At 44.2% G+C, this 24,051-nt stretch carries 24 protein-coding genes; 8 read left to right on the top strand and 16 right to left on the bottom strand.

From position 1 onward, the window contains the following. Positions 1-2: 2 nt before the first annotated feature. Complete coding sequence (gene rodA / locus ACR64G_RS06720; RefSeq protein WP_435978551.1) at positions 3-1,145, bottom strand: rod shape-determining protein RodA; 1,143 nt, start codon at positions 1,143-1,145, stop codon at positions 3-5. A 328-nt stretch (positions 1,146-1,473) separates the two neighbouring features. On the opposite strand from rodA, the gene ACR64G_RS06715 reads away from it, so the two are divergent. After that, entirely contained in the window at positions 1,474-2,490 is a 1,017-nt protein-coding gene (locus ACR64G_RS06715; protein ID WP_435978550.1) for a D-Ala-D-Ala carboxypeptidase family metallohydrolase, read from the top strand. Between the two features lie 175 nt (positions 2,491-2,665). Beyond that, positions 2,666-3,217: a hypothetical protein gene (locus ACR64G_RS06710; RefSeq protein WP_435978549.1), complete on the top strand. Its 552-nt coding sequence runs from the start codon at positions 2,666-2,668 to the stop codon at positions 3,215-3,217. Positions 3,218-3,285: 68 nt separating this feature from the next. Here the strand turns inward: ACR64G_RS06710 and ACR64G_RS06705 are convergent, their stop codons facing one another. From ACR64G_RS06705 to ACR64G_RS06695, 3 genes are all read right to left on the bottom strand, one after another. Continuing rightward, positions 3,286-4,749 carry a M16 family metallopeptidase gene (locus ACR64G_RS06705; RefSeq protein ID WP_435978548.1) on the bottom strand — a complete coding sequence of 488 codons (1,464 nt, stop codon included), beginning with the start codon at positions 4,747-4,749 and terminating at the stop codon, positions 3,286-3,288. 112 nt (positions 4,750-4,861) lie between these two features. Continuing rightward, complete coding sequence (locus ACR64G_RS06700) at positions 4,862-6,322, bottom strand: M16 family metallopeptidase (RefSeq protein WP_435978547.1); 1,461 nt, start codon at positions 6,320-6,322, stop codon at positions 4,862-4,864. 343 nt (positions 6,323-6,665) lie between these two features. Further along, complete coding sequence (locus ACR64G_RS06695) at positions 6,666-6,812, bottom strand: hypothetical protein (RefSeq protein WP_435978546.1); 147 nt, start codon at positions 6,810-6,812, stop codon at positions 6,666-6,668. Positions 6,813-7,073: 261 nt separating this feature from the next. Here ACR64G_RS06695 and ftsY point away from each other — a divergent pair, with 261 nt between their 5' ends. Further along, on the top strand, positions 7,074-8,471 hold the full coding sequence (ftsY, locus tag ACR64G_RS06690) for a signal recognition particle-docking protein FtsY (protein WP_435978545.1): 1,398 nt from the start codon (positions 7,074-7,076) through the stop codon (positions 8,469-8,471). Positions 8,472-8,519: 48 nt separating this feature from the next. Then, positions 8,520-9,107: a methylated-DNA--[protein]-cysteine S-methyltransferase gene (locus ACR64G_RS06685; RefSeq protein WP_435978544.1), complete on the top strand. Its 588-nt coding sequence runs from the start codon at positions 8,520-8,522 to the stop codon at positions 9,105-9,107. 84 nt (positions 9,108-9,191) lie between these two features. Here ACR64G_RS06685 and ACR64G_RS06680 read toward each other — a convergent pair whose 3' ends face one another. Further along, complete coding sequence (locus tag ACR64G_RS06680) at positions 9,192-9,947, bottom strand: YebC/PmpR family DNA-binding transcriptional regulator (RefSeq protein ID WP_435978543.1); 756 nt, start codon at positions 9,945-9,947, stop codon at positions 9,192-9,194. Positions 9,948-10,526: 579 nt separating this feature from the next. On the opposite strand from ACR64G_RS06680, the gene ACR64G_RS06675 reads away from it, so the two are divergent. Then, positions 10,527-11,357 (top strand): ion transporter, encoded by an 831-nt coding sequence (locus ACR64G_RS06675; RefSeq protein ID WP_435978542.1) that lies wholly within the window; start codon positions 10,527-10,529, stop codon positions 11,355-11,357. 120 nt (positions 11,358-11,477) lie between these two features. Here the strand turns inward: ACR64G_RS06675 and ACR64G_RS06670 are convergent, their stop codons facing one another. Continuing rightward, positions 11,478-12,788: an ABC1 kinase family protein gene (locus ACR64G_RS06670; RefSeq protein WP_435978541.1), complete on the bottom strand. Its 1,311-nt coding sequence runs from the start codon at positions 12,786-12,788 to the stop codon at positions 11,478-11,480. A 99-nt stretch (positions 12,789-12,887) separates the two neighbouring features. After that, positions 12,888-13,424: a type II 3-dehydroquinate dehydratase gene (gene aroQ, locus ACR64G_RS06665; RefSeq protein ID WP_435978540.1), complete on the bottom strand. Its 537-nt coding sequence runs from the start codon at positions 13,422-13,424 to the stop codon at positions 12,888-12,890. A 364-nt stretch (positions 13,425-13,788) separates the two neighbouring features. Here aroQ and ACR64G_RS06660 point away from each other — a divergent pair, with 364 nt between their 5' ends. Next, complete coding sequence (locus tag ACR64G_RS06660) at positions 13,789-14,004, top strand: cold-shock protein (RefSeq protein WP_435978539.1); 216 nt, start codon at positions 13,789-13,791, stop codon at positions 14,002-14,004. Between the two features lie 208 nt (positions 14,005-14,212). Next, complete coding sequence (locus tag ACR64G_RS06655) at positions 14,213-15,370, top strand: DEAD/DEAH box helicase (RefSeq protein WP_435978538.1); 1,158 nt, start codon at positions 14,213-14,215, stop codon at positions 15,368-15,370. A gap of 124 nt (positions 15,371-15,494) precedes the next feature. Here the strand turns inward: ACR64G_RS06655 and ACR64G_RS06650 are convergent, their stop codons facing one another. From ACR64G_RS06650 to ilvA, 8 genes are all read right to left on the bottom strand, one after another. Beyond that, the gene (locus tag ACR64G_RS06650; RefSeq protein ID WP_435978537.1) at positions 15,495-16,361 is read right to left on the bottom strand and encodes a sulfite exporter TauE/SafE family protein; all 867 of its coding nucleotides are present in this window, start codon (positions 16,359-16,361) and stop codon (positions 15,495-15,497) included. 76 nt (positions 16,362-16,437) lie between these two features. Beyond that, positions 16,438-16,752 carry a cbb3-type cytochrome oxidase assembly protein CcoS gene (gene ccoS, locus ACR64G_RS06645; RefSeq protein ID WP_435978536.1) on the bottom strand — a complete coding sequence of 105 codons (315 nt, stop codon included), beginning with the start codon at positions 16,750-16,752 and terminating at the stop codon, positions 16,438-16,440. A 112-nt stretch (positions 16,753-16,864) separates the two neighbouring features. Next, complete coding sequence (locus tag ACR64G_RS06640) at positions 16,865-17,686, bottom strand: YdcF family protein (RefSeq protein WP_435978535.1); 822 nt, start codon at positions 17,684-17,686, stop codon at positions 16,865-16,867. After that, complete coding sequence (gene murB / locus ACR64G_RS06635) at positions 17,679-18,782, bottom strand: UDP-N-acetylmuramate dehydrogenase (RefSeq protein ID WP_435978534.1); 1,104 nt, start codon at positions 18,780-18,782, stop codon at positions 17,679-17,681. The genes ACR64G_RS06640 and murB overlap by 8 nt, the downstream gene beginning before the upstream one ends. A 59-nt stretch (positions 18,783-18,841) precedes the next feature. Further along, on the bottom strand, positions 18,842-19,348 hold the full coding sequence (locus ACR64G_RS06630) for a low molecular weight protein-tyrosine-phosphatase (RefSeq protein WP_435978533.1): 507 nt from the start codon (positions 19,346-19,348) through the stop codon (positions 18,842-18,844). A 222-nt stretch (positions 19,349-19,570) separates the two neighbouring features. After that, the gene (locus ACR64G_RS06625) at positions 19,571-20,017 is read right to left on the bottom strand and encodes an RNA-binding S4 domain-containing protein (protein ID WP_435978532.1); all 447 of its coding nucleotides are present in this window, start codon (positions 20,015-20,017) and stop codon (positions 19,571-19,573) included. 112 nt (positions 20,018-20,129) lie between these two features. Next, positions 20,130-20,525, bottom strand: coding sequence for an excalibur calcium-binding domain-containing protein (locus ACR64G_RS06620; protein ID WP_435978531.1), 396 nt, complete (start codon positions 20,523-20,525; stop codon positions 20,130-20,132). Positions 20,526-20,579: 54 nt separating this feature from the next. After that, entirely contained in the window at positions 20,580-22,133 is a 1,554-nt protein-coding gene (ilvA, locus tag ACR64G_RS06615) for a threonine ammonia-lyase, biosynthetic (protein ID WP_435978530.1), read from the bottom strand. Between the two features lie 233 nt (positions 22,134-22,366). On the opposite strand from ilvA, the gene rpiA reads away from it, so the two are divergent. Next, positions 22,367-23,026 carry a ribose-5-phosphate isomerase RpiA gene (rpiA, locus tag ACR64G_RS06610; protein WP_435980665.1) on the top strand — a complete coding sequence of 220 codons (660 nt, stop codon included), beginning with the start codon at positions 22,367-22,369 and terminating at the stop codon, positions 23,024-23,026. A gap of 82 nt (positions 23,027-23,108) precedes the next feature. On the opposite strand, the gene argF is transcribed toward rpiA, so the two are convergent. After that, the gene (argF, locus tag ACR64G_RS06605; protein ID WP_435978529.1) at positions 23,109-24,032 is read right to left on the bottom strand and encodes an ornithine carbamoyltransferase; all 924 of its coding nucleotides are present in this window, start codon (positions 24,030-24,032) and stop codon (positions 23,109-23,111) included. Positions 24,033-24,051 lie beyond the last annotated feature (19 nt).

Genomic DNA, 24,051 nt, shown 5'->3' with positions numbered 1-24,051 from the left:
GATCAGCTTGCTCTATGAGTGTGGATCGACATCAGTAGTCCAAATCCGCCCATCAAAGTCACAATTGCGGTACCACCATAGCTAATAAAGGGTAGGGGTACGCCCACGACGGGTAAGATACCGCCAACCATACCAACATTGACAAAGACATAGACAAAAAACGACATGGCGATAGCACCTGCGAGCAATCGACTATAAGTATCAGTATGGGTAAAGGCGATATACAAAGCACGCGTAAGCAAGCAGGCATAGATGAACATTAGCAATATCACACCTAGTAATCCAAACTCCTCAGAGAAAGCGGCAATAATAAAATCCGTATGCCCCTCAGGTAAAAAATGCAAATGCGACTGCGTACCATCTAGATAGCCCTTACCCGTGAGTCCGCCTGAACCTATCGCTGTCTTGGACTGAATAATATTCCAGCCAGCGCCTTGCACATCAGCCTCAGGATTAAATAGCGTGAGTACTCGGGTGCGCTGATAATCATGCAGCAAAAAATTCCAAGCAAAAGCCACAAAGGGAATAGCGAGCGCTACTGCTACCGAGATAATACGCCATGACAACCCTGCCAAAAACAACACAAATATACCGCTAGCAGCCACCAATATCGAAGTACCTAGATCAGGCTCTTTGGCTATGAGTATAACGGGTACGACAATTAATCCCAAAGTGATAGCGACGCTTGAGAGAGACGGTGGTAGCTCGCGCTTGGCTAAAAACCAAGCACACATCATTGGCATACCCAGTTTCATAAATTCAGAAGGCTGTACGCTACCAAACCCTGGCAGACGAATCCAGCGCTGCGCGCCCATACGCACTTCACCTATGATGTCGACCAGTACTAGCAATATGAGACCCAGCATATAAAAAACAGGCGTCAAAGTACGATAGACGCTCGGCGGTATCTGCGCCATCGTAAACATCACTACAAAAGCAACCCCGTAACTGACCACTTGACGCAATACCATACTCGTATTTTGAGTCGAGGCGCTATATAGGATAGTCAAGCCAATGCAGCAAACTGTGAGTAGTAGCAAGGTCAGCCAAGGATCAATATGAATGCGCTGCCAAAGCGTTGCCTCAGATCGTTGCCCCAGATGATGGCTTTGACGCGAAAATCGGTACTGCGGACTTATAGACATAGGCAATTTGAGCTAAAAGTTATAAATAGTAGAATAAGAACAAGTAAACAAAGCTATTTGGATGTGCTTAGATGTAGGCGCAACTTACAAAAAGTGTCTTCTGCAAAGTCACTTGATTCTAAAAATGTTGAGGATAAATGTTAATAGTCAATCAGTTGCAAGCAAATAGTGGCGATAGTTTAGCCTGAATATCAAAAATTTGATAGTATCTATGGAACCGAAAGTATCCATGAGATTGATATGGCTTAAATTTGTACCGCAAGCATAATCAATCTTGGTGTTCGACAGTATCAAAAACCGTCTTTGGTAGTCTTCTGCGATGAAAAATATGAAAAATAATTCTATCTGGTATGCAAAATTAGCTCATAAGTTTATTGGCAATAGCAAGGAGCAGCGTCTGTGTCTATCAAATAGTCTAAGATTTGTCGGCATCAAACCACTCATCCTCTCGCTTACTTGCTTAGTATCAATTAGCGCACAGGCGGCTCTCTCGTACGATAATAGCGAGCGCCGTATTCAGGTGCGTTATGGCAGTAGCAATGCTTATATCGAGCAGAATAACTCTAGTGCCATAGTCTATGCAACGCCTAGCAATCGCTTAGGGGACACTATGCAGGGCCTTATCGCAGAAAAAGAGCGCAATTATCAATTTGATGCCAAGTTATCAATAGACGAAGATAAACGTATCCGTATCAAAAGCGCACCGCTCAACTATCAGAACCAAAACCAGTACCAGACCACTTATAGCAATCAGGGCTATAATAATAGGTACAACACCGTTGATAATAACTTTAGTCTATTGGATTTTGATAGTTGGTTGAAGAGTAACAGCTACCGCACAGGACAAGTGGCTAATTACCAACGCTACCTAAGTGCACAAGTTGGCGGGCGAAACGTACCGCCGCTCTCTGAATTATTAAAGACGGCGCGCAGCTGGAACAGATGTGGCTACGAGCCTTATCAATTGCCGCCTCAGGAGCTATGGTCAAACGTCATTCCAACCTTGCGATTGTACGCTGAGCTCAAAAGGCAGGGAATACTACCAGCGAGTACCGAAATTCGCTCCGCTTATCGTAGTCCAGGTCTCAACGACTGTGCTGGCGGGGCTGATGCCAGTCAACACATGACAGCAGGCGCTATAGATATCTGGGTGCCAGAGTACGATAACAACCCGTGGCTTATTAGTAAGCTACAAGATAATCTGTGCGAGTTTTGGCACTATCAAGGTCAGTCTTATCAGTTCGGCTTAGGACTCTACTCAACAGGGGCGATTCATTTGGACACTGCCAGTTATCGCAAATGGGGGTTCAATAATACGAGCAGTAGTTCAGCGTGTCGTTATTAACGGATCGGGGATATATTACGACCAATGGTCGTATATCTAGATAAAATGATATAAAAGCGGGTTAAGGTTGTTTAATAGAAGCAAACAATGGTTTATAATATCGGTTCTTAATAACCATGCTTAGGTCATATTCAGACTAAAAGCAACATTTGTAATAGCCCTGTACAAGGAATTTATGATTTTTATCAAGTCAAAAAAACCGATACTGAATAAACGCTATTCTTTTAATCCACATGGTCATCTCAACACCTTAAGTCTTGCAACTTTATTCCTTTTTTTGATGAGCGCTTGCGGGAATGATACGCCTTCAGAGCACGGGGCATTTGCAGCAAAAGAGCCCATCATCATAGCCGAAGAACAAAATACCGATAATATCGAAGAGAATATCAGAAACGCTCATGCCCGCTTGGCGGCTAAACACTCAGATATCTGTCCCAAACTTTTACAAAAGAACGTCGATGATGAGACTATCGTGCGCTCCGCTGAGGTCATGGTCTATGACTACTGTGAGTACTATCTATTTCCAGAAGTGGGACAAAGTATAGCAATCACGATTAATACTGATCAGATCGAAACTTTGCTTTCGGTACCAAGTGTTCACAATTTTGCTAACGGTGCCTACCAAGTTAACTCTTATGATAAGCATGTCATTCGCCTCAATTATATTGGTGTTCAATACAAGCCTGAGCGCTTCCAGTATGACTTAACAATGGTAATAAAAGACTAATTCTTTGTCATTACTATCGTCTTAAGCGATGTTATTTAACTTGCACTATTACCTTTTACTACAAGACTCTATTTGTTATCCCAAGGATCGACTTCACCCACAGTTACGATCAAAAACTGATCAGGTTGCAGGGTCTCGCGCATCGTTTGATTGACAGCAGGTAGCGTCACTTGCTCGATACGGCTAACATAATCACTCAGATAACTGTTTGGCAGCTGATAAAAATTCATCATCCCAAGCAGTCCATTGATACTGGCATTACTTGCAAAGCTCATAGGAAAGCTATTTTTGAGATTATCTGTCGTCAGGCGCATCTCAGCACTTGTAATACCTTTATCTAATGTCTCATCGATGACCGCAACGCTAGCATCAATGGCCGCGCGTGCTTTATCGTTACGCGTTGAGAAACTAATCTGATAGGGCCCGCGGGTGAGCATCGGACTCATTGAGCCTGAGATACCATAAGTGTAGCCCAGATTTTGGCGAATTTCAGTCATGAGGCGCGCATTAAAGTCGCTACCTGCCAATACCTCGTTTCCAATAGCAAAGTTTGTTTGCTGCTGCTGCGCGATAGGATCGGTGGCGCGCTTGTTACCTAATTGACCTATTAGTACGGTCGTTTGGCTACTGGGGAAGGGTATGTGGATATGCTGCGCTTTGCTTAATGGTTTTGGCTCAGGTAGCATCGCCGCGGTCTGTCCTTTTGGTAGATCAACGGTAATATTCTCTGCCAGCGCTTTGGCCTCTGACAAGGTTAAATCACCCGTCATGGCAAGCGATGCATTAGCAGTTACTAAATATCGATTCTTAAAAGCCAATAAATCTGCTCTACTGATACTAGGTACACTCTTTAATGTACCAGAGGAGGGATGAGCATAAGGATGCGCGCCATATAGTGCCTCGTTAAAGGCTAGGCTGGCAAGACTACTCGGATCCTGTTTTTGCTGCTGCAACCCTACCAAAAGCCTTGCTTTGTTGCGTGCCAATATCTGCTCATCAAAGCTGGCATCATTGAGCATTTGAGTCATCAGCTCAATCGCTGGCAGTAAGTGCTCATCATCAGATAAGCTACGCAATGAGATAATAAACATGTCTTTATAAGCACTACTACTTAGATTGACTCCTAAAGTCTCTGAGGCGCGATTAAAGGCATCCTCATCTAAGCGGCTAGTGCCTTGTGTCAGCATAGTTGCCGTCATATTGGCAATACCAAAGCCATCAGCACGTATCGCCTCATCACGAGCGCTACCGGCGTTAAAGCGCAAATCTATATCGACGATGGGAAGGGCAGTAGTACGCACAAAAGAGACGCGCACACCTGACACGGTGGTGAACTGCTCGATATCAGGCACAGTGATTTGTAAGGGTGTCATATCATCTAGACTGGTCAACGTCGATAAGGCAGCAATCGGCGCATTAGGATCGATGACAGTAGGCGCTCGGTAGTCCTCGGCATGGACAGTGCTCAGTGTGCTCAGTGCAAGCAATAGGCTGAGATAACCAGTACGCTTGGATAATAGGTTTTGAATCATATTTTTCTTCTTAGTCTGATTGTCTTTTTAAAGCGTTGTTTTTGAGCTTATGCTTATCAAAGGAGCAAATAAACCATACTCTATTTCTTATCTTATACTGTGATAACACGCTTTATTCAGCCGATGGCTTTTGGTCAGCGCTATCAGTCGTATCATTATCAGGCGGCACGACATACATCACGGTTAGGTTATCCTTAACGAGATACTTTTTGCTGACCTGTTGAATATCGGCAACGCTTAGCTCATCAAGTTTGCTTGGCAGGCCAGACAGCAATCTATCATCGAGTCCGATAGACTGTAGCGAGCCTATCATTTGCGCCTGACCTTGCATACTGTCTTGAGCGTAGACTAATGAGGTCACCGTATTGGTCTTAGCGCGGCTAATCTCATCAGCGGCAATCGGATCGGTAGATAACTTGTCAATTTCAGCCATGATAGCTTGCTGCGCCTGTGCTAAGCTCACGCCTTCACGCGGCGTGGCTTGAATTAAGAACAGACCATCACCGCGATCAAGTAAGTTATAAGAGGTACCGACAGTCGTCAGCAATCCTTGCTCACGTATCAGGCGGCTCTCAAGCCTAGAGGATAGGCCGCCATCCAACACGTATTGTGCTAATGATAGCCCGTAAGCTTGCTTTTCATCAGGCTGTGCGGTGAGTAGACTTGGTACGTTGTAGCCCATAAGTAACACGGGAACTTGTACGGCTTGTACCGAATCGACTTGCTGATAACCGCGAAATCCTGTTTGAGTGACCGAAGCTCGTTTGGGCAGCTTGCTTGACTTTAAATCCTCAAAGTAGCGTTTAACTTGACTCATAACCTCATCGGGCTTGACGTCGCCGACGATGACCAAAGTGGCATTGTTGGGGGTATACCAAGTACGGTACCAGTCTTTTAACTCTGATAATTCAATCGATTCAAGCTCGCTCATAGGGCCGATAATGGACTCGCCTTTGGGGCTATTAGGCATTGCAAGCAAGCGATAAGACTCATAAGCCTTTGCTAGAGGATTGTCATCTGTGCGCTGACGACGTTCCTCCATGACCACTTGACGCTCCTTTTCAAATTGATTTTCATCAAAAATTAAGTTAGTCATTCGATCCGCTTCAAGCTCTAATGCCAACCCCAAGCGGTTGGCTGGAAATAGCTCGTAGTAGCCCGTATAGTCGTAACTGGTAAAGGCATTGTTGACACCACCGAATTTGGCGATCAAGCGCTCATAATCATCACTTGACACGGTTGAGGTACCCTTGAACATCATGTGCTCGAGTAGATGGGAGATACCGCCTTTATTGATAGGCTCATCAGCTGAGCCCACGCGATACCAGATTTGCGTCATAGCAACTGGGGCGCGGTGGTCTTCTTTAATGATAACCTTTAGACCATTATCTAGCTGATACTCATGACGACCCGACATATCCGCATTTGTATCCGCATCTTGCATCGTTTTGATCATATTGTCAGTATTGGTGACTTTAGGTGAGCTGCTATTGGGCACTATGGTTTGACAAGCGCCAAGGGTAGTACTAAGCGCAAGCGCACAGGCAAGACGCAATATGAACGATGATGACATGTGACTCTCTTATGATGACTGATAAGCTTTAAATGTAAAATAAAGGGACAATTGTACTTATAATTATATAGAGTTTTTGATATCTGAGATCAAAACAGCAGTAGGTTCTAGGGCGTTTAGCGCACTACATCCCATTGCGGAAAATGAAAAAATACCCATCATCAGTATAAACATAGCATTGTTGATTTTGCTGTGGTTTGTCTGATAGGAGCGCATGATTAAGGTCTTTTGTTGTGAGAGTACTAGTGAGAGCATGTTGACATCCATTTATAAGATAGCAATTGACTGTTAAATGAGCAACCGCTGAATAGATATACGTTTAGCGAGCAATTAAAAACATCGTTTATAGCGATTTGTGAGCGCCAACCATCACGCTAGCCGTTGGTTTGAACTCGTGAGTAGTACTACAGCCTGTAGCAGTCAGAGCTATAGCAGCAATTATGAGCGTCAGTGTCAAGCCGGTAGTTTTGGAAGTAGTCGTTGATCGCATAAGTATAACCTCTTTAATATATCAGCAATGTCTAGATAAGAGTAAGCGAGATGCTACTTAATAGAGGTGTCAATTTTGTGTCCAAACCTTAAGCCAAGCTATCTAATAACTTAAATCAACTACTGAATAACGCGGAGTCACCGCAGCGCTTATCTTGAATCATGCTAAACTATAAGCGAGCATTTCATGATATAACTTAGGCCAAATAACCATCACTTTATAATAAAATACAAATAACATTGATACTTTTAGGGCAGATATATGAATAATCCAAACAATAGCAATCGCATCGTTATCAATCTTGATGGCGGGCTTGATGATCTAGATGACGATGATATTACCTTACCCAGTCTACCTGCGCAATCTGTAGCAATCATAGATGAGCCCAAGACAGAGGCATCGACTACCAGTCAACCTGATACGCTTGACAAAGAGCATACGGTAGATTCAGGGCTGTCTGCTATTAGTCCAGACGAGAGCGTCGTATTAGGCGCACCGCTGATAACGCCTGAGATCAATGATGCTCCTAAGAGTGCCTCTAGCAGCACCTCACAAAGTGTCAGCCCACCAGTCATGCCACTACAGGAGCAGTTGGGTGCAAATATCAGTGCTACGCCTGAGTTTGAGGCAACCAAACAACCCCCTGTAGCAGATCAACAGCGTCAAGCTGTAGAATTACCAACAGCGACACCTGCATCTGACAATCAAGAACCGCAGGGACGTCAAAAGGGCAGCTGGTTCAATCGGATGAAGTCGGGACTGAGTAAGTCGCGCAAAAACCTCGCTGAAGGGATGGTCAGTATCTTGATCGGTGGTAAAGAGATCGATGACGAGCTGTTAGAGGAGGTCGAAGATCAGTTATTGGTCGCTGATATTGGTGTCAACGCTACCAATCGTATCATTAAGAGCCTAACTGAGCAGACCGCGCGTGGTGATCTCATTTATGCTCATTCGCTATATAAAGCGTTGCAGACTGAACTGGTCGACATTTTGACCCCAAAGGTGGCGCCACTTATCATAGATAGCAGCAAAAAGCCTTTTGTTATTTTAGTAGTCGGGGTTAACGGTGTGGGCAAAACGACAACTATCGGCAAGCTTGCTAAGCGCTTACAAGGCGAGGGCAAATCAGTCATGCTAGCCGCAGGCGATACATTCCGCGCCGCCGCAACAGAGCAGCTACAGATTTGGGGCGAGCGTAATGAGATTCCAGTTATCGCGCAAGGTCATGGCTCTGATAGCGCCTCGGTTATCTTTGATGCGATGCAATCTGCCAAAGCCAAAAATATTGATGTGCTGATAGCAGACACCGCTGGTCGCTTGCAAAATAAAACTCATCTGATGAGCGAGCTTGAAAAGGTGGTGCGCGTTATGCGTAAAGCTGACGAGACCGCACCGCATGAAGGCATGATCGTGCTTGATGCTGGAACAGGACAAAACGCCATCAATCAAGTTGAGCTATTTAACAAAGTAGTACCGTTAACGGGAATTACTATTACCAAACTAGATGGTACTGCCAAGGGCGGTGTGGTGTTCAATATCGCAGAGACCTCTGATGTGCCGATTCGCTATATTGGTGTTGGCGAGTCTATTGATGATCTACGCGCCTTTAGTCCCAAGCAGTTCGTGGCCGCTTTATTTGAGACTGATGATAAAGAGTAGAGCTGATTCTTAGTATTTGACAGTGGTGCTCAAAGTTGAGGAATGACGATGATAGTGACGATGACGAATTTGCAAACCTACATTTTGGTTCTAATGGTGAATGAGGGTAATAGTCGCGCAACTGAGCAAGATGAGCCAAAACTTGCCGAGATGAGTTGGCTGTCAAAAGATCAGTGGTGGACGGACTCAAAATCATTTAACAAGCTCAAAAAACATTATGAGTTGACTGATGCTGATTTTAAATTCATTGAAAAAAATAGCTTAAGTAGAGAAGATCCTACCCAAGCTTTATTATTAGACGCTATCATTCAAGTCGATGAGTACGCACAAGAAGAGAGAAAAGACTTTGATTTGCCGTTAGATTTATCCTTGGGTACCCCATTTCAACAACAAGTATGGCAAGCGCTTCAAGACATCAGACACGGTGAAACGATAAGCTATGCAACGTTAGCGACTCGTATTGGTAACCCTAAAGCGTTCCGTGCAGTGGCTAATGCTAATAGCAAAAACCCTTTTAGTCTTATCATTCCTTGCCACCGTGTGATTGCAAGTGATGGTAAGCTTGGCGGATATACAGGTGGTCTGGATAAAAAAGAGTACTTACTAGCGCTCGAAGGGGTGAAATGTAAGCCTTGATTAATACGGTATTTCTTTATGAGAAAAAGCCAAACACTATAATAGTATTTGGTACAACTTCAGTAAATTTAACGATTAGAACAATCACTCTTCCTCAGAAAGCTGCGCCATCACCGCAGCAGAGAAATTCACATTACTATAGACCTCTTGCACGTCATCAGCATCTTCTAACATATCGATCATTTTCATGATTTTTTGAGCATCATCGATGTTATCGATATCAGCGCTAGTCGTCGGTGACATCGTGACCTCAGCGTTATCAGAGACAAGCCCTGCTGTATTTAGAGCATCTTTGACTTGCCCAAAGCTCTCCCATTCAGTGATAACCAATAAGCTCTCACCATCATTCTCAATGTCTAAAGCGCCAGCATCCAAGGCAACTAGCATGACCTCATCTTCCAAGCTGACATCATTGAAGCAAATCTCGCCACGCTTAGTAAACAGATAGGCGACTGAGCCGGTAGTGCCTAAGTTACCATCGCATTTAGTAAAGGCATGTCGCACTTCACTAACGGTACGATTAAGGTTATCCGTCATGGTCTCGACCAGTACAGCGACACCTCCTACGCCATAGCCCTCGTAGTTGACCTCCTCCATATTCTCGTTGTCACCGCCGCCAGTTCCGCGATCTACCGCGCGATTAATCGTATCGCGCGTCATATTGACAGAGAGGCCCTTTTCAATAGCCGCACGCAAACGTGGATTTTTATCGGGATCAGGGTCGCCTTGTTTGGCGGCTGAGACGATCTCACGAATGACTTTGGTAAAAACCTTGCCTCTTACCGCATCTTGACGAGCTTTACGGTGTTTAATGTTTGCCCATTTCGAATGACCTGCCATGCTTTATCCTCAAATTTTACGATGTCTTATTCTACTAATCATTATTCAGCTTTTATACGTAACCATTCTGCTATGTCTAGGTGCGGCTATCAAACGCACCTTTAGCGTTATGATTTATATATTGTTACCTGCGATTTTTTGCTACACTGTGGCACAAACGAGGTCGCAAAGTTTAGGGCGTGTTGAACATTCGCAAATACGCACTGACAGAGACTATTTTTTAGGCGGTTCGCAGCTAAAAATAGTAAGTTTAGTTATTCTAAGCGTGTATTTTTAACCATGAAGCGGCAAAAAAGAGTCCTGTCCTTTCAGGCTGATACTAAAATTAATCTATTCGTTGTAAAAATCTAGCCAAGGCATCTGCATTACCTTTAATTTTTACTTAGACTAGAACAATTTTAGCATCAGCAGTGCCATGGTTGAATGTTCAACACGCCCTAATAGTATCTACTCATTATGAGTGATCGCTATTATAAACTACTTGAGCTTAGTTATACCACCGTGAACCACTATGTTATATGAGCATTTGTACTATTACTCATCACTCTTAATTCTACATTGAATGAACTTACCTATTCTATGAAGCAAAAAAGCGCTGAAGCCCTGACACATCTACGTAACCGCATTCATATCATTATTGAAGGCACAGACACGCGTTTGGGTAAGTTTTTTGATATTGTACTGCTGATTGCGATTTTGACCAGTGTGGGCGTGGTAATGCTTGATAGCGTGCTATACATGCGTTTACAGTATGGCAAGATATTCTTCTATGCAGAATGGTTCTTTACTATTTTGTTTACCCTTGAATATATTTTAAGACTATTTTCAGCACCTAACCGCTTTCGTTACGCCTTTAGCTTCTTTGGCGTAGTGGATTTATTATCCATATTGCCAAGTTATCTGAGTTTGGTTTTTGGCGGTGTTCAATACCTTATCGTCATTCGTATTCTACGTATCTTACGCGTGTTTCGAGTCCTCAAACTCAAAGCTTATATGCAACAGGCTGGGTTTTTGGCATCAGCACTTAAGACAAGCCAACAAAAAATCACAGTCTTTTTCTTATCGTTAGTCTTACTAGTTACTATCTTTGGTTCTATCGTCTATGTCGTAGAGGGACCAGAGAATGGTTTTACCAGTATTCCGCTCTCTATCTATTGGGCGGTAGTAACGGTGACCACAACGGGTTATGGCGATATGTCACCAAAAACACCAATTGGACAAGCAATCGCCTCTATGGTGATGATTGCCGGTTACGCTATTATTGCGGTACCGACAGGTATATTTACCGCTGAGCTGGCACGCAATATGCGTCCTCAGCTCAGTCCTGTCACTTGCCCAAACTGTGGTAAATTTGGTCACGCAGTTGGGGCTACTTTCTGTGATCGATGCGGACATGCGTTGCACATATAGTGACACTCATAACTTCACCAAATCATCATTATTTAAAATTTTTAATTCAACAAGACTGCCAAGATATAGTCTCAGCCGTCTTGTTTTATGCTGTCAAATCTTAGAATATCAAAACAACGATTACTCTATCGTCATTTCCAAATACTGCTCCACTAAAGGTAAGAGATCTATCTCAACGCCCAAATTAACCAAATTCCAGTACTGTCCTGATACGGTGCGATCTAGCATCATGGTCGTCGCTGAAGGTTGGAACTGCCCAAAGTACTTGAGCGATGAGCGCATCTGAGTGATGGCTTCGTGATGTATCGGACTGTCAGAAAAATCAAATTCGCCAACGTGATAGGGCGGTACCGATAGCGGTTTAAGACCAATCTCAAGCCACTTTTGATAAAACTCACCCGGTACTTCTTTATCGTCCACTTTGCGAATATCTAGCGCGATCAAGTCTTGTTCTAGCGCGGTCACATCACTGCGAATGGCATGTTTAGCAAAACGCTTGAATAATTGTACCTCGCTATCGCTATAGCTACGAATACCGCCAAAATCATAAGCGACAACGCTACCATCAGCGCGAAACGCAAAGTTGCCTGGGTGCGGATCACAGTGCATACGGTACAGCACAAACAGCTGCCCTGCGCTAAAATGAAACAAATGGGTGGCAATTCTTTGTTTGACGTCATTGTCCCATGTTGCTGCCACAGCAAGCGTTTCGCCCATCTCTTCAGTTAAAGTCAGTATACGTCTGGTCGAATGACTGGCGATGACCTTTGGGATAATAAGACCTTTGTCATCAGAATGAAACGCGCCAAACACGCGCAAATTGTTCGCCTCTTTGATGTAATCAAGCTCATCGTGCAAGCTTTTACGAATCTCATCAAACAATTGCTCTTGTAACTCACGGCTCATATTGAGCACACCTGCGATTTTGAGCGCCATACGCACCTGCTTAAGATCGCTATCACAGTTCTCATCGACGCCAGGATACTGAACCTTTACCACCACTCTTTGACCTGTAGACAGTACAGCCTTGTGCACTTGTCCGATAGATGCAGCGGCAAAAGGCGTCTCTTCAAATTCAGTGAATAGCTCGTGAATAGGCGCTTTGAGTTCACGCTCTACTTGTACCTTTATCTGTGCATACGGCATAGCAGGCGCATCTTTTTGTAGTTTCTCTAACGCAGTGGCCACCTCAGGCGGAAACACATCCTTGTACTGTGAAGCTATCTGTCCCACTTTCATCACAGCGCCCTTCATCTCGCCAAGGGTTTCTGCAATTTGAATACCAACGTCTTGCATCAGCTCAGAGCGCGCCTGCAAGCGTTTTTCTTCATCACTAGATAGATGCTTAAATGAGTTTTTAGCCGCTTTGCCCGCGATGCTAGCGGTCATGCCAGCAAGTTTCATAAAGCGTTTTCCGGACGTTTGAGCCATTTATGTCACCATATCTTTGAGTTGGTCGTGCTAGTGCTAGTGGTTGATAGTATTAAGTTTTATGTATCGCAGGATTTTAATCTTACTCACTAGATAGTGTCAGTGCGCAAGATTTAAAGAGTAGGTGTGCGTTACCCAGTAATTTAGTGCCATCTCATACCCATACGCGCCCAAACCACATATGACACCAACAGCGACATCGCTTAAGTAGGAGTGCTGACGAAAAGGTTCCCGCTGATGGACGTTAGACAAATGTACTTCGATAAATGGCTTTTGCGTCGCGAGTAGCGCATCACGTAGAGCAACTGAGGTATGGGTGAACGCGGCAGGGTTAATAATAATAGCATCGACTTGGGCTGATGACTCTGCTAGTAATCCATAATGTTGAATGTCATCAACCAGCTCGCCCTCACTATTGGACTGAATACAGATCATCTCAATGCCATATTTAGCCGCCTGAGTGATAAGACGCGTCTCAATATCTGCTAGGGTAGTATGCCCATAAATTTCGGGTTCACGCTTACCTAGCAAGTTTAAATTAACGCCATTGACCAACAATAACTTATGAGTCAAAGCAGTCTTAGTAGAATTTTTATTATGAGTAGGGTTAGGGATTGAATTAGAAATGCTATTCATACAGGTCTCAATAGATAGGTAAAGGGTAGCGTCAACTTGTGGAGTCGATTAAATTTTAATGGTTTTATCATAGCAGTTTGCCAAGATAATACTAAAAAATTATCGTACTATTAAAAGTGGCATGAAAAGCCTTTATGTTACCAAAAACCCGTGCTATGATATTTTTGGATGGTTTGTATTGCATGGGCGTGATTTCAGCTTAAGTAAAGGCTTTAGCATTCACATATTCTTAGCAATAATCATTTAAAACAAGTTTCGAGTCGCTGTTATATTAGGGCTTAAATTTAATATTTACTCTTAGACCCGTTTATATGCAATGGTGCAAAGGAATGTGGGTCTAAGCGCACTTTTAGGATGTCAGGCTATGTCAGATCGTGAGCAAGGGACTGTTAAGTGGTTCAATGATGCAAAGGGCTTTGGATTTATTCAGCGCGACGGCGGTGAAGATATTTTTGTCCATTTTCGTGCCATTCAAGGCGAGGGTTACCGCTCATTAAAAGACGGCGAAAAGGTTGAATTTAGCGTTGTAGAAGGCGACAAAGGCTTGCAAGCTGAAGACGTTAGAAAAGTAGAAGAGTAACAAATATACAGTGCTACCGCGTTTGTCATATCTACTGTCCGCACTGATATACTATCAAGTCAAGCTTGTCTCACTTTATTGCCCTGTGATATAGCAGGTTGCCAGTAAAGGAGTGATAACAAGCTTGGCTTTTTTGTACTTTTACATACCTATTATATCGCCTTATCAATATAAAAACTGCGATCAAGTCTATTAAAAGGATGGTTTTTTGAGTCATTTTACCGCATTTACCGATCTGCCTTTGTCAGCGTCGACCCTGCGAGCAGTAGAGGATCTGGGCTTCACTGAGCTTACTGATATTCAAGCGCAAATCCTGCCGCATACTCTAGCACATCAAGATGCTATTGGGCAGGCGCAGACGGGAACAGGCAAAACCGCTACCTTTTTAATTACTATCATGGAGGCACTTCTCAAACGACCCTTTGCTACTGATGAATCGCGGTTTTTGGGTGAGCCGCGTGCTGTTGTCATGGCACCAACACGGGAGCTTGCACAGCAGATATTTGAGGATTGCGTGGCACTGACCAGATATACCTCTTTGCATAGCGTCTGTATCATGGGTGGCACCAACTACGACACTCAGCAGCATGAGCTTGAGCGCCAATACGTCGATGTACTAATCGCAACTCCAGGTCGCCTAATAGACCTTGTGAATAAAGGCATGGTCTATTTAGATCGGGTTGAAGTCTTGGTGCTTGATGAAGCGGATCGTATGCTTGATATGGGTTTTATCCCAGATATCAAACGTTTGGTTGGACGTATGCCGCCCAACACCGATCGCCAAAGTTTATTGTTCTCGGCGACCTTTAATCAAGACGTGATGAATCTGGCTTATCGCTGGTTGCATGAGCCGCAATTCGTTGAGATTGAGCCTGAGCACAAAACCAGTGATTTGGTGGATCAACGCTTTTACCTGTTGACCGAAAATCAAAAACTGCAGGCGTTACAAGGTATCTTGGAGGATAGCGCAGTTGATAAGGTTATTGTTTTTGCCAATCGTAAAGATCAGGTCAAACGTTTGTATGACAAGCTACGTCAAGGCTACAAAGTTGTGATGTTATCAGGAGACGTCATTCAACAAAAGCGCGAAAAGTACTTGCAGCGCTTTAAAGACGGCGGTGCGTCGGTATTGGTCGCAACAGATGTAGCAGGACGCGGCATTCATGTCGATGACATCAGCCACGTGGTCAATTATACGTTACCTGAACAGCCAGATGATTATGTACACCGTATTGGTCGTACTGGACGCGCAGGGCAAGCAGGTATCAGTATCAGCTTTGTGAGCGAAGACGATGCTTTTAATCTGCCAGCGCTTGAGAAGCACTTAGATACTAAGTTTAGTCTTGAGCAGTGGCAAGCGCCCTAAGGTATTAGCGGCAAACGTTAAAAACTATGCCGTGTGTTGTTGAATAGCAGTTATTTATAGCAAAAACCCTCACTACTTATATAAGTTTGAGGGCTTTTTTATGCTCGCATTTTATTAAATATGTTTATTCAGCGGTTTGATGTTGTTCTAAGCTATTACTCATATTATCTGTATTATCTACACCAGTCATATTGTGACTCATTGAATCCTTGTCAGCCGTATCTGTCATGTCGTAGCTCATATCATTTGTATTATGCTGACTATGGCTATTCGACATCATACTAGAAGGACTACCGTGATTCATCTGAGCACCACTATGTCTGTTTTGCATAACCATAGGGACAAAGGCTACTGCTAGGCCTGAAAGTATCATGATAACGCCGTTGATTTGACGCAGGCGCAAACGACCAATTTTGTCGCGTAACCAGCCTACTGTCTCATGAGTGGCAACGAGCATCGGTATCGTACCAAGTCCAAAGACGAACATAAGCGCTGCGCCGCCCAAAGGATTGTGCGCGACAACGGCAATAAGTAGCGCGCCATAGACCAAACCGCATGGTAGATAGCCCCATAGTAGACCCGCTGCCATAGCACGCGGGTAGGTATTCAATGGAAATACCTTTTGACGTATAGGGCTCAAATACTGCCAAAAACGCATACCAACGCGCTCAAGTCTACTCAAAAATGGCGCGCCTAGCATAGTAACGCCAACGAATACTAACACTAGCCCTAACAAAATACGCGGCATACTGTTGCCTCTCATCAAAGGCTCTAAGACTGTTGTACCTATGAGACCAGCTATCAAGCCTAAAATAGAATAACTGATCAAGCGTCCAAAATGGTAAGTGGCGATGAGCCGTCGACGTTTGGCAGGGCTCACATCTTTCATCGATAGGCTAAAGGCGGCGACCAAACCACCACACATACCCAAGCAATGCGGCGATCCCAAAAATCCCATTAAAAACGCGGCAACCAGCAATGCGGTAGTCATATATAAGCTCTCTTCAAGATCCTGACACTCGTTTGGACAAATATAGAAAATAAAATCTGATAAGAATCACTACTATTTATGGTTTGGTTTGATTATCACTAAGAGAGTCTTCACTACTTGTCGTCTGAGAAGCACTGACGGGCCTAGCTTCAACATCGTCTAAAAGCACTTTATCAGCAGCAGCACTAGTCTTTACAGTATCTTCGTTAATTGGCTGAGGACTGTGAGACTGTATGACTTGCCGGCGCTCTTGACGATCTTCTAATATAATACGCTGTGAGGCATTGTCTAAGTCTTCAAACTGATTGGATTTAACAGCATAGCGTACAGCCCATATAGCCACAACGAACAGCATCAAGCTTAATGGAATAAGTAAAAACATACTGAGCATGGCAAGTCTCTTTTGATAGCGATAAACTCTATTATTATATACTTATTGCAAGTTTAACAGGTGAAGAAAAGCGAAGTGAGTATGTACTACCGCTAGAACATCAAATTAATTCTTACTCAGAGGGTTTCTTGACATCACCGCGGGGCGTAAGCAGTTGCTGCTTGCTAATATCTTCAGCACGTCGGCAGTCCATTTGAGGACGAAGCAAATCACGTAGATAGGCCGCAGTTTCATAGACGGCGCGTCTTGAATGACTTAAGTTTTGTGCAGGCTTCATCCAATCACGTCTGACAGGTAGCGAGGCATTGATAGGAGTGCTATAGACGCCATTTAAGGCAAATTGACGCCGAGACCGAGTCATATGATAGCTATCTGTGATGAGGTAGACGTGTCGTAGCGGCGTGCGCTTAGCGGTAAAGCGGGCATTTTCACAAGTATTCATACTCGCGTTTTCGCTTAGCTGCTCAGAGATACCATGCTCAACCAGCCACTGATTCATCCAAGGCGCTTCAGCACCGCTCAAAATAATAGGCAAAGGCTTGTTATGATAAGCGCCTGCTACTGTGCGTATACGATTGAGACTATATTTATTAAGAATAACGTGATTGTTAATATCGTTAGTCAGACCGCCGCCGAGCACTACGTAGGCGCTTGGCTCCCTCTTTTTATAATCGCTAGGAACGCTTGGCAGAGGCAAGTGACTGAGTATAAATAAAGTACCGCGAGAAAACAGCGGGGTAAATAGGCTAATAATCGTCAGAACAACTAACGTAGACCCAACGACAAAAGTAATATTAATTATACGAAATAGCTTGAGCATACGCTCAGCTGAGCGTAAATAGTGCCGCCATAAACGCTTAGACCAGGGTTGTTTTGGTTTTTTAGCGCTTGGGTTTTTGGAACTTAGCTTCTTAGGTTTTGGCTTATCAGACATAACTATCTTGTCCGATAGAGCCATCCATATTCACCCACACAGGCTCACGATTTAGCGTGATCGCAAATTTATCATAAACGCTACTAATAATATGCGCTTGCGCGAGAGCAACATCGCTTTGCGTAGCTGTAAAGGGAGCATGGTTGGTAAGCACCAAGGCTTGATGTATATGAGTCATAATAGGAGCGACGCCGCTTCCCTTTAAACCTGCCTGTTCAATAAGCCAGCCTGCGGCTACTTTAACCCTTGCCTCAGGCAGAGGATAACCTTTTATATCAGGATAAGTCGTCTGTAATGCCAAAAACTGCGCTTGAGAAATAATAGGATTTTGAAAATAACTACCACAGTTGGGCAACTGCTTAGGATCAGGGAGTTTTTGTGAGCGGATGTCTATGATGGCATGCATCACATCGCTCGGGGTAAGACCCAAACGCCCTTGCTGCTTGGCGTGCTCCTGTGCGATGCTCTTTACATCTCCATAGCTGGCAAGCACGCGATTCTCGTCTAAATGCAAGCGAAAGGTAACGCGAGTAATCAGCCAAGTATTAGGAGCATGTTTGAATATGCTATCCCGATACCCGAATTGACAGTCGCTTGGCGAGAGCTGGTGCCAGGTTTTAGTTGGGATGTGATAGGCTTTGAGGGAGTGTAGGGTATCTTCTAGCTGAACGCCATAAGCACCGATGTTTTGTACGGGAGCAGCGCCAGTCAAGCCAGGGATCAAAGCTAAATTCTCAAGTCCATACCAGCCTTGCGCGACCGTATAAACGACCAAATCGTGCCAGTTCTCACCCGCCATAACTTCAATATCAATATGTTCTAACGTTTGATCAAGGACAGTAATACCGCGCATTAGAGGTCGAAGTACTGTGATGTTCAAGCGTGCTGGCAGGAGTACATTGCTACCCCCTGATAATACAAATACGGTGTCATCCGCTGTGCTCATGAACTTATCAAGCTGCGCCTCATCAGTAACTGTGACTACCTCGTTAGCAGTGCAAGACAATGCCATCGTGTTGGCATGCGATAAGTCACTGCTCAACGGTTGAGAGGTGTTGTGGTAGACGTCAGTGTCCGTGCGTGGCATAGAGGTCATAGCATGGCCTATAGATTGAGAAGGAGTCTAAATCACAGTGATAAAAATGAAATCAGACGCTACACTGCTTTCCAGCTCTCAATCCATGCTTTTGAGCTGGACTCAATGCGCTCGATAACTTCTTCAAAGGCATCGCCATCACCTTTGTACGGATCAGGTACGTTATCGCCGCCATAAGTAGGATCTTCTTCGCTAAATAAGGCTAACTTGGCAAGCGACTTTTCGGTGTGACTAGAGCCTAATAGCTCTTCTCTAATGACTTGCAGGTCCGCTAAGTTTTGTGTATCCATCGCCAAAATCAGATCAAAATTATAAAAATCTTCAGCGTTGACTTGGCGAGCAACAAGTTTACTAATATTATAGCCGTGAGACTTAGCATGGCGCTGAGCACGCGCGTCAGGTTTGTGACCTATATGCCAATCACCCGTACCTGCTGAGTCAACTTTCATATTAAGACCAGCGATAGCCGCCTGCTGACGAAAGATCTCTTCAGCGGTCGGTGATCTACAAATATTACCAAGGCATACAAGAAGTACAGAGGAGGGCGTAGATGCTTTCATCAACATAACAAAACCTTTTTGACAAAAAACTGGTTATAGTCATTTATCACTAGTAAGACAGATGACAGACATATAAGGAGAAAAACAATTAGCAGTCAGCCTAACGCTAAATATAGACGATGGCAAGCCTAGTAACTGAAAAAAGGGTCATCCGCTAAAAGCAAAAGCGAGTATTATGACCATAAAAATTAATTGAACCTTTGGCACATAGCTAGATTGTAGACGAAGTCAGTCCTGATTTTTTCTAAACCGTTGTAAATCGCGACGCTCTTTTTTATTGGGTTTATTATCAGGCCGCGCTAAATTAGCAAGTTTGCGCTGCTCAGTATAATAAGCACGGCGCGTTATACTCTCTTCGGTCTCTGAATATAGAATTTGAGCGGCAGTTGCGTTACTGCGCTGCAGCGTTAACGCTTCAACGATAACTGTCTTTTCGGTCATTGCTGTGGCAGAACCTTGACGAATCTGTAACTCGTCGCCGACTGCGATCTCTTTACTGGTCTTCACTCGGCTACCAGCATAATGCACACGGCCACTCTCGATGGCTTCTTTAGCTAAGCTGCGAGTCCGATAAAAACGCGCCGCCCACAACCATTTATCGATACGCATACGTACAGCATCAGGCTGACTGTGACTGTGACTGAGCTGATTGTGATTTTTGTTATGCTTACTCATCAAAACCTCATAAATATCAATAGCGTAAGATAATAATGGTGGTTTATTTTATAATTAAAAGTGCACTGTCTTATTTATAGATAAAGCATCTGTACCTGTAATCTAGCGAGAGCTAATGACACCACTGCTGCTCACAAGGCACCCCGTCGTTATTACCATCCATCCTAGTATTAGGACAGTTATTGCTAAAGTAAGTGGCTTCGGCGCAGGAAGTCATCTGTGAGCACTGTTGCCTACCATCACAACTGAAGTTTACAGCGCTTGATACAGGAGTTTGCACGCTTGTGATAGGCACAGATTCATTGTAAGTCGCTGGAATGTCATTGAGCTCATCCTCGGTGAAAACAGTCGTATCTGCTACAGGAGTACTATCGACTAAGTTCTCATTGTCTACCGTATTTATTATGGCAGGAGACGACTCTTCTGACCCAAAGTACTGATAGCCAAAGTACTGATAGCTAAAATAACCTACGACTATCACGATTAATAGCAGCAATAAATTTTTCATAATTTCTCTATTGAATACACTATTTAGCGACTACTTTATTTTGGACGATGAACCTTACTTCAAAAACAACTGATAGCCGATATTATCATTGAGCATTGTACAATCATAGCCGATATCGAGCAGGGCATCTTGCAATTGACGCGAGTTACTTGTTGAGGCTTGTAGTCCTACTAACACCCGTCCCTCAGCCGCACCATGATTACGATAATGAAATAGTGTAATGTTAAAATCATCCCCCAGTTTTTCTAAAAAGCTCAATAGAGCGCCCGGACGCTCAGGAAAAGATACTTTTAACAGCTGTTCATCTTTGAGGTGAGCGTGACCACCAATCAGATGACGAATATGTGATTTGGCAATATCATCATCAGTTAAGTCATGAGCGATATAACCATCTATTTTTAGCTGTTTGCTGATAATTTCACGTTCTTTATCCCCATCTTTCAAGGCAATTCCGACAAATAAAGCGGCTGGTTCCATAGAGTCGGGCGCCAAATGACTATCTGCCCTATAATTAAACTCAGTGATATTACGTCCATGTAAGCTACGGCAAAAATTCAAAAAAGCGCCGGTATGTTCAGGAATAGCGACCGCAAAAATAGCTTCTTTTTTCTCACCGATCTCAGTTCGCTCAGCGATATAACGCAAGCGATCAAAATTCATATTGGCACCGCAAACGATACCAACGCAATTTTTATCTTTTAAACCGTGAGCTTTGATATACTTTTTCATACCAGCGATAGATAAAGCGCCAGCAGGCTCTACAATACTACGATTCTCTTCAAAGACATCTTTGATAGCGGCGCACACTTCATCATTGCTACAAGTCACCACTTCTGGCTCAACTATTGGTCCTGAACCATCACTCTTTTGCATACGGATCACATCGAACGGTAGCTCACCGATTTGAGCGACTGCCACACCATCGACGAATAATCCGACTTGCTCAAGTTTGACGCGCGTGCCCGCTTCAAGCGCCGCCTTTAGACAAGCGGATTCAGCCGCTTCTACGGCGATAACTTTGACGTGCGGTGCCACTTCACCCAAAAAGGCGGCAATACCAGAGATCAAACCACCACCACCAACAGCGACAAAGACGTAATCCATATCACGCCATTGCTGAGTCAGCTCAAGCCCAATCGTACCTTGACCGGCGATCACCAGCTCATCATCGTAAGGCGGAATATAAGTTAAGCCCTCAAGTTCCGCGCGGTTGATCGCGTAGCGATTGGCTTCATCAAAGCTATCACCGTACAAATCAACATTGCCACCTAGCGCCTTGACAGCATCGACTTTAATGTCAGGCGTTGTTTTTGGCATTACGATAATATTATTGAGCATTAACTTGCGCGCAGAGTAGGCGACGCCTTGGGCATGGTTGCCTGCTGAGGCACAAATAACGCCTTGTGATTTTTGCTTATCACTCAACTGACTAATACGGTTATAAGCGCCGCGCAGCTTAAAAGAGAATACCGGTTGCAAGTCTTCACGTTTGAAGCGAATATCGTTATTAAAGCGCTGGGTTAGTTTGGGCGCAGGCTCAAGTGGCGTTTGAATGGCAACATCATAAACAGTGGCTTGCAAAATGGCGCGTACCCAGCGTGATAACATAATAGATTCCTAAATAAGGGCAAAAAATAAATAGATTAGCCTATGCTGATTTTGATTGGGTTGCAAGGTGCAATTTTGATTTTTGTGCGCCTAGCGCTTGCGGCGCTCTATAACCTATAGTTTTTAGATGCAATTTTATATCTTTTTGAGCATATTAATACTGTGGTCATATTTAACTTAAAACCATTTTATCCGTTATAATAGCCGCAATTTATCTTTCATAGGGGCTTATGATGAGTGATCAGCACACGCAAAAGCAGGCGGCGGCCAAAGCGGCGCTAGCATATATCGAAGACGATATGATCTTGGGCGTAGGAACGGGTAGTACGGTCAACTGCCTGATAGATCTATTGCCGCAAGTGAAGCTAGCAGGTGCGGTCGCAAGCTCGCAGGTCACAGAGGATAAACTACGCGCATTAGGTATTGAGATTATTGATTTGAACTTTGCAGGAACGCTGGATGTCTATATCGATGGGGCAGATGAGGTCAATGCGCAGTTGCAACTCATCAAAGGCGGCGGCGGTGCGTTGACTCGCGAAAAAATTGTGGCGGCGGCGTCCAATAAATTCATCTGTATGGTCGATGCTAGTAAAAGCGTCGATATCTTGGGTCGAGAATTTCCAGTGCCGATAGAAGTCTTGCCACAAGCGCGCTCGTATGTGGCGCGTCAACTAGCCGCCTTGGGCGGTGAACCTGTATACCGCGAAGGCTTTGTCACTGACTATGGTAATGTTATTCTCGATACTTATGATCTAGATGTCAGCAATCCTATCGCTCTTGAAAGCGAGCTGAACAATATCGTAGGCGTAGTATGCAATGGTATCTTTGCAGCTAATCAAGCGGATGTACTACTAAAAGCGAGTAGCGCAGGTGTTGAAACTTTAACGCGTTAGTAGGCAGTCTTAAGTCTTGTCCAAGAAAAGGCAGGTCACTTATAAAAGTGACCTGCCTTTTCTATACGCCATCATTGGCGCATTAAACTGATAATTTGATTTTATCTTCAAGTAAAAACTCTATTAATGCCTTTTGCGCGTACAAGCGGTTTTCAGCTTCATCCCAAACCACTGAGCGCGGATCATCTAGCATGTCATGCGAGATCTCCTCGCCACGATGCGCCGGCAAGCAGTGCATAAAGACGACGTCAGGATCAGCTTTGTCGAGCAAGGACGGCGTGACTTGATAAGGTGCAAAACGGCGCGCGCGCGTATTTTGCTCCGACTCTTGACCCATGCTAGCCCAAACATCAGTGACGATAAGGTTGGAGTCTTTAGCGGCATCTTGCACATTTTCAACCAAACTTACGCAGTGCGAAAAGCGCTTCATTAGTTCTGTATTTGGCTCAAACCCATAAGGTGCAGCGACACGTAGCTCAAAACCAAACTGATGCGCTGCTTGCATAAAGGAGGCACACATATTATTGCCATCCCCAACCCAAGTAACGATTTTGTTCTCGATACTACCGCGATGCTCGTAGTAGGTTTGCATGTCAGCTAAGAGCTGGCAGGGATGAAAGTCATCGGTTAAAGCATTGATAATAGGAACGCTTGAATACTCAGCAAAAATCTCAACCTTTTCGTGACCAAAGGTACGTATCATAATAATATCGACCATACTGGATATGACGCGTGCTGAGTCCTCTAAAGGTTCACCGCGACCAAGCTGTGTGTCATTGGGCGACAAAAATATCGCGCTACCACCAAACTGTCCCATACCAGTCTCAAAAGAGATACGGGTACGGGTCGATGATTTCTCAAATATCATGCCAAGCGTACGACCGACAAAAGGCTGATAGATCTCGCCTGCATGCTGCATTTTGCGCAGCTCGCTGGCACGTTTGATAAGGTCTTGAAGTTCGGTACGGGTTAAATCAGACAAGGTCAAAAAATGGCGCAAACTCATAGCAATCCTAGCAAATCAA

Source organism: Psychrobacter sp. DM4 (assembly GCF_051307035.1).
Classification (GTDB): Bacteria; Pseudomonadota; Gammaproteobacteria; order Pseudomonadales; family Moraxellaceae; genus Psychrobacter.
Note: the sequence above shows the minus strand (reverse complement) of the source record. Positions and strands in the feature narration are given on the sequence as shown.

Bases quoted from the DNA above. Each gene is read 5' to 3' on its own strand.
- rodA (WP_435978551.1), bottom strand. From the start codon at position 1,145: ATGTCTATAAGTCCGCAGTACCGATTTTCGCGTCAAAGCCATCATCTG.
- ACR64G_RS06715 (WP_435978550.1), top strand. From the start codon at position 1,474: ATGAAAAATAATTCTATCTGGTATGCAAAATTAGCTCATAAGTTTATT.
- ACR64G_RS06710 (WP_435978549.1), top strand. From the start codon at position 2,666: ATGATTTTTATCAAGTCAAAAAAACCGATACTGAATAAACGCTATTCT.
- ACR64G_RS06705 (WP_435978548.1), bottom strand. From the start codon at position 4,749: ATGATTCAAAACCTATTATCCAAGCGTACTGGTTATCTCAGCCTATTG.
- ACR64G_RS06700 (WP_435978547.1), bottom strand. From the start codon at position 6,322: ATGTCATCATCGTTCATATTGCGTCTTGCCTGTGCGCTTGCGCTTAGT.
- ACR64G_RS06695 (WP_435978546.1), bottom strand. From the start codon at position 6,812: ATGCGATCAACGACTACTTCCAAAACTACCGGCTTGACACTGACGCTC.
- ftsY (WP_435978545.1), top strand. From the start codon at position 7,074: ATGAATAATCCAAACAATAGCAATCGCATCGTTATCAATCTTGATGGC.
- ACR64G_RS06685 (WP_435978544.1), top strand. From the start codon at position 8,520: ATGATAGTGACGATGACGAATTTGCAAACCTACATTTTGGTTCTAATG.
- ACR64G_RS06680 (WP_435978543.1), bottom strand. From the start codon at position 9,947: ATGGCAGGTCATTCGAAATGGGCAAACATTAAACACCGTAAAGCTCGT.
- ACR64G_RS06675 (WP_435978542.1), top strand. From the start codon at position 10,527: ATGAAGCAAAAAAGCGCTGAAGCCCTGACACATCTACGTAACCGCATT.
- ACR64G_RS06670 (WP_435978541.1), bottom strand. From the start codon at position 12,788: ATGGCTCAAACGTCCGGAAAACGCTTTATGAAACTTGCTGGCATGACC.
- aroQ (WP_435978540.1), bottom strand. From the start codon at position 13,424: ATGAATAGCATTTCTAATTCAATCCCTAACCCTACTCATAATAAAAAT.
- ACR64G_RS06660 (WP_435978539.1), top strand. From the start codon at position 13,789: ATGTCAGATCGTGAGCAAGGGACTGTTAAGTGGTTCAATGATGCAAAG.
- ACR64G_RS06650 (WP_435978537.1), bottom strand. From the start codon at position 16,361: ATGACTACCGCATTGCTGGTTGCCGCGTTTTTAATGGGATTTTTGGGA.
- ccoS (WP_435978536.1), bottom strand. From the start codon at position 16,752: ATGCTCAGTATGTTTTTACTTATTCCATTAAGCTTGATGCTGTTCGTT.
- ACR64G_RS06640 (WP_435978535.1), bottom strand. From the start codon at position 17,686: ATGTCTGATAAGCCAAAACCTAAGAAGCTAAGTTCCAAAAACCCAAGC.
- murB (WP_435978534.1), bottom strand. From the start codon at position 18,782: ATGACCTCTATGCCACGCACGGACACTGACGTCTACCACAACACCTCT.
- ACR64G_RS06630 (WP_435978533.1), bottom strand. From the start codon at position 19,348: ATGTTGATGAAAGCATCTACGCCCTCCTCTGTACTTCTTGTATGCCTT.
- ACR64G_RS06625 (WP_435978532.1), bottom strand. From the start codon at position 20,017: ATGAGTAAGCATAACAAAAATCACAATCAGCTCAGTCACAGTCACAGT.
- ACR64G_RS06620 (WP_435978531.1), bottom strand. From the start codon at position 20,525: ATGAAAAATTTATTGCTGCTATTAATCGTGATAGTCGTAGGTTATTTT.
- ilvA (WP_435978530.1), bottom strand. From the start codon at position 22,133: ATGTTATCACGCTGGGTACGCGCCATTTTGCAAGCCACTGTTTATGAT.
- rpiA (WP_435980665.1), top strand. From the start codon at position 22,367: ATGAGTGATCAGCACACGCAAAAGCAGGCGGCGGCCAAAGCGGCGCTA.
- argF (WP_435978529.1), bottom strand. From the start codon at position 24,032: ATGAGTTTGCGCCATTTTTTGACCTTGTCTGATTTAACCCGTACCGAA.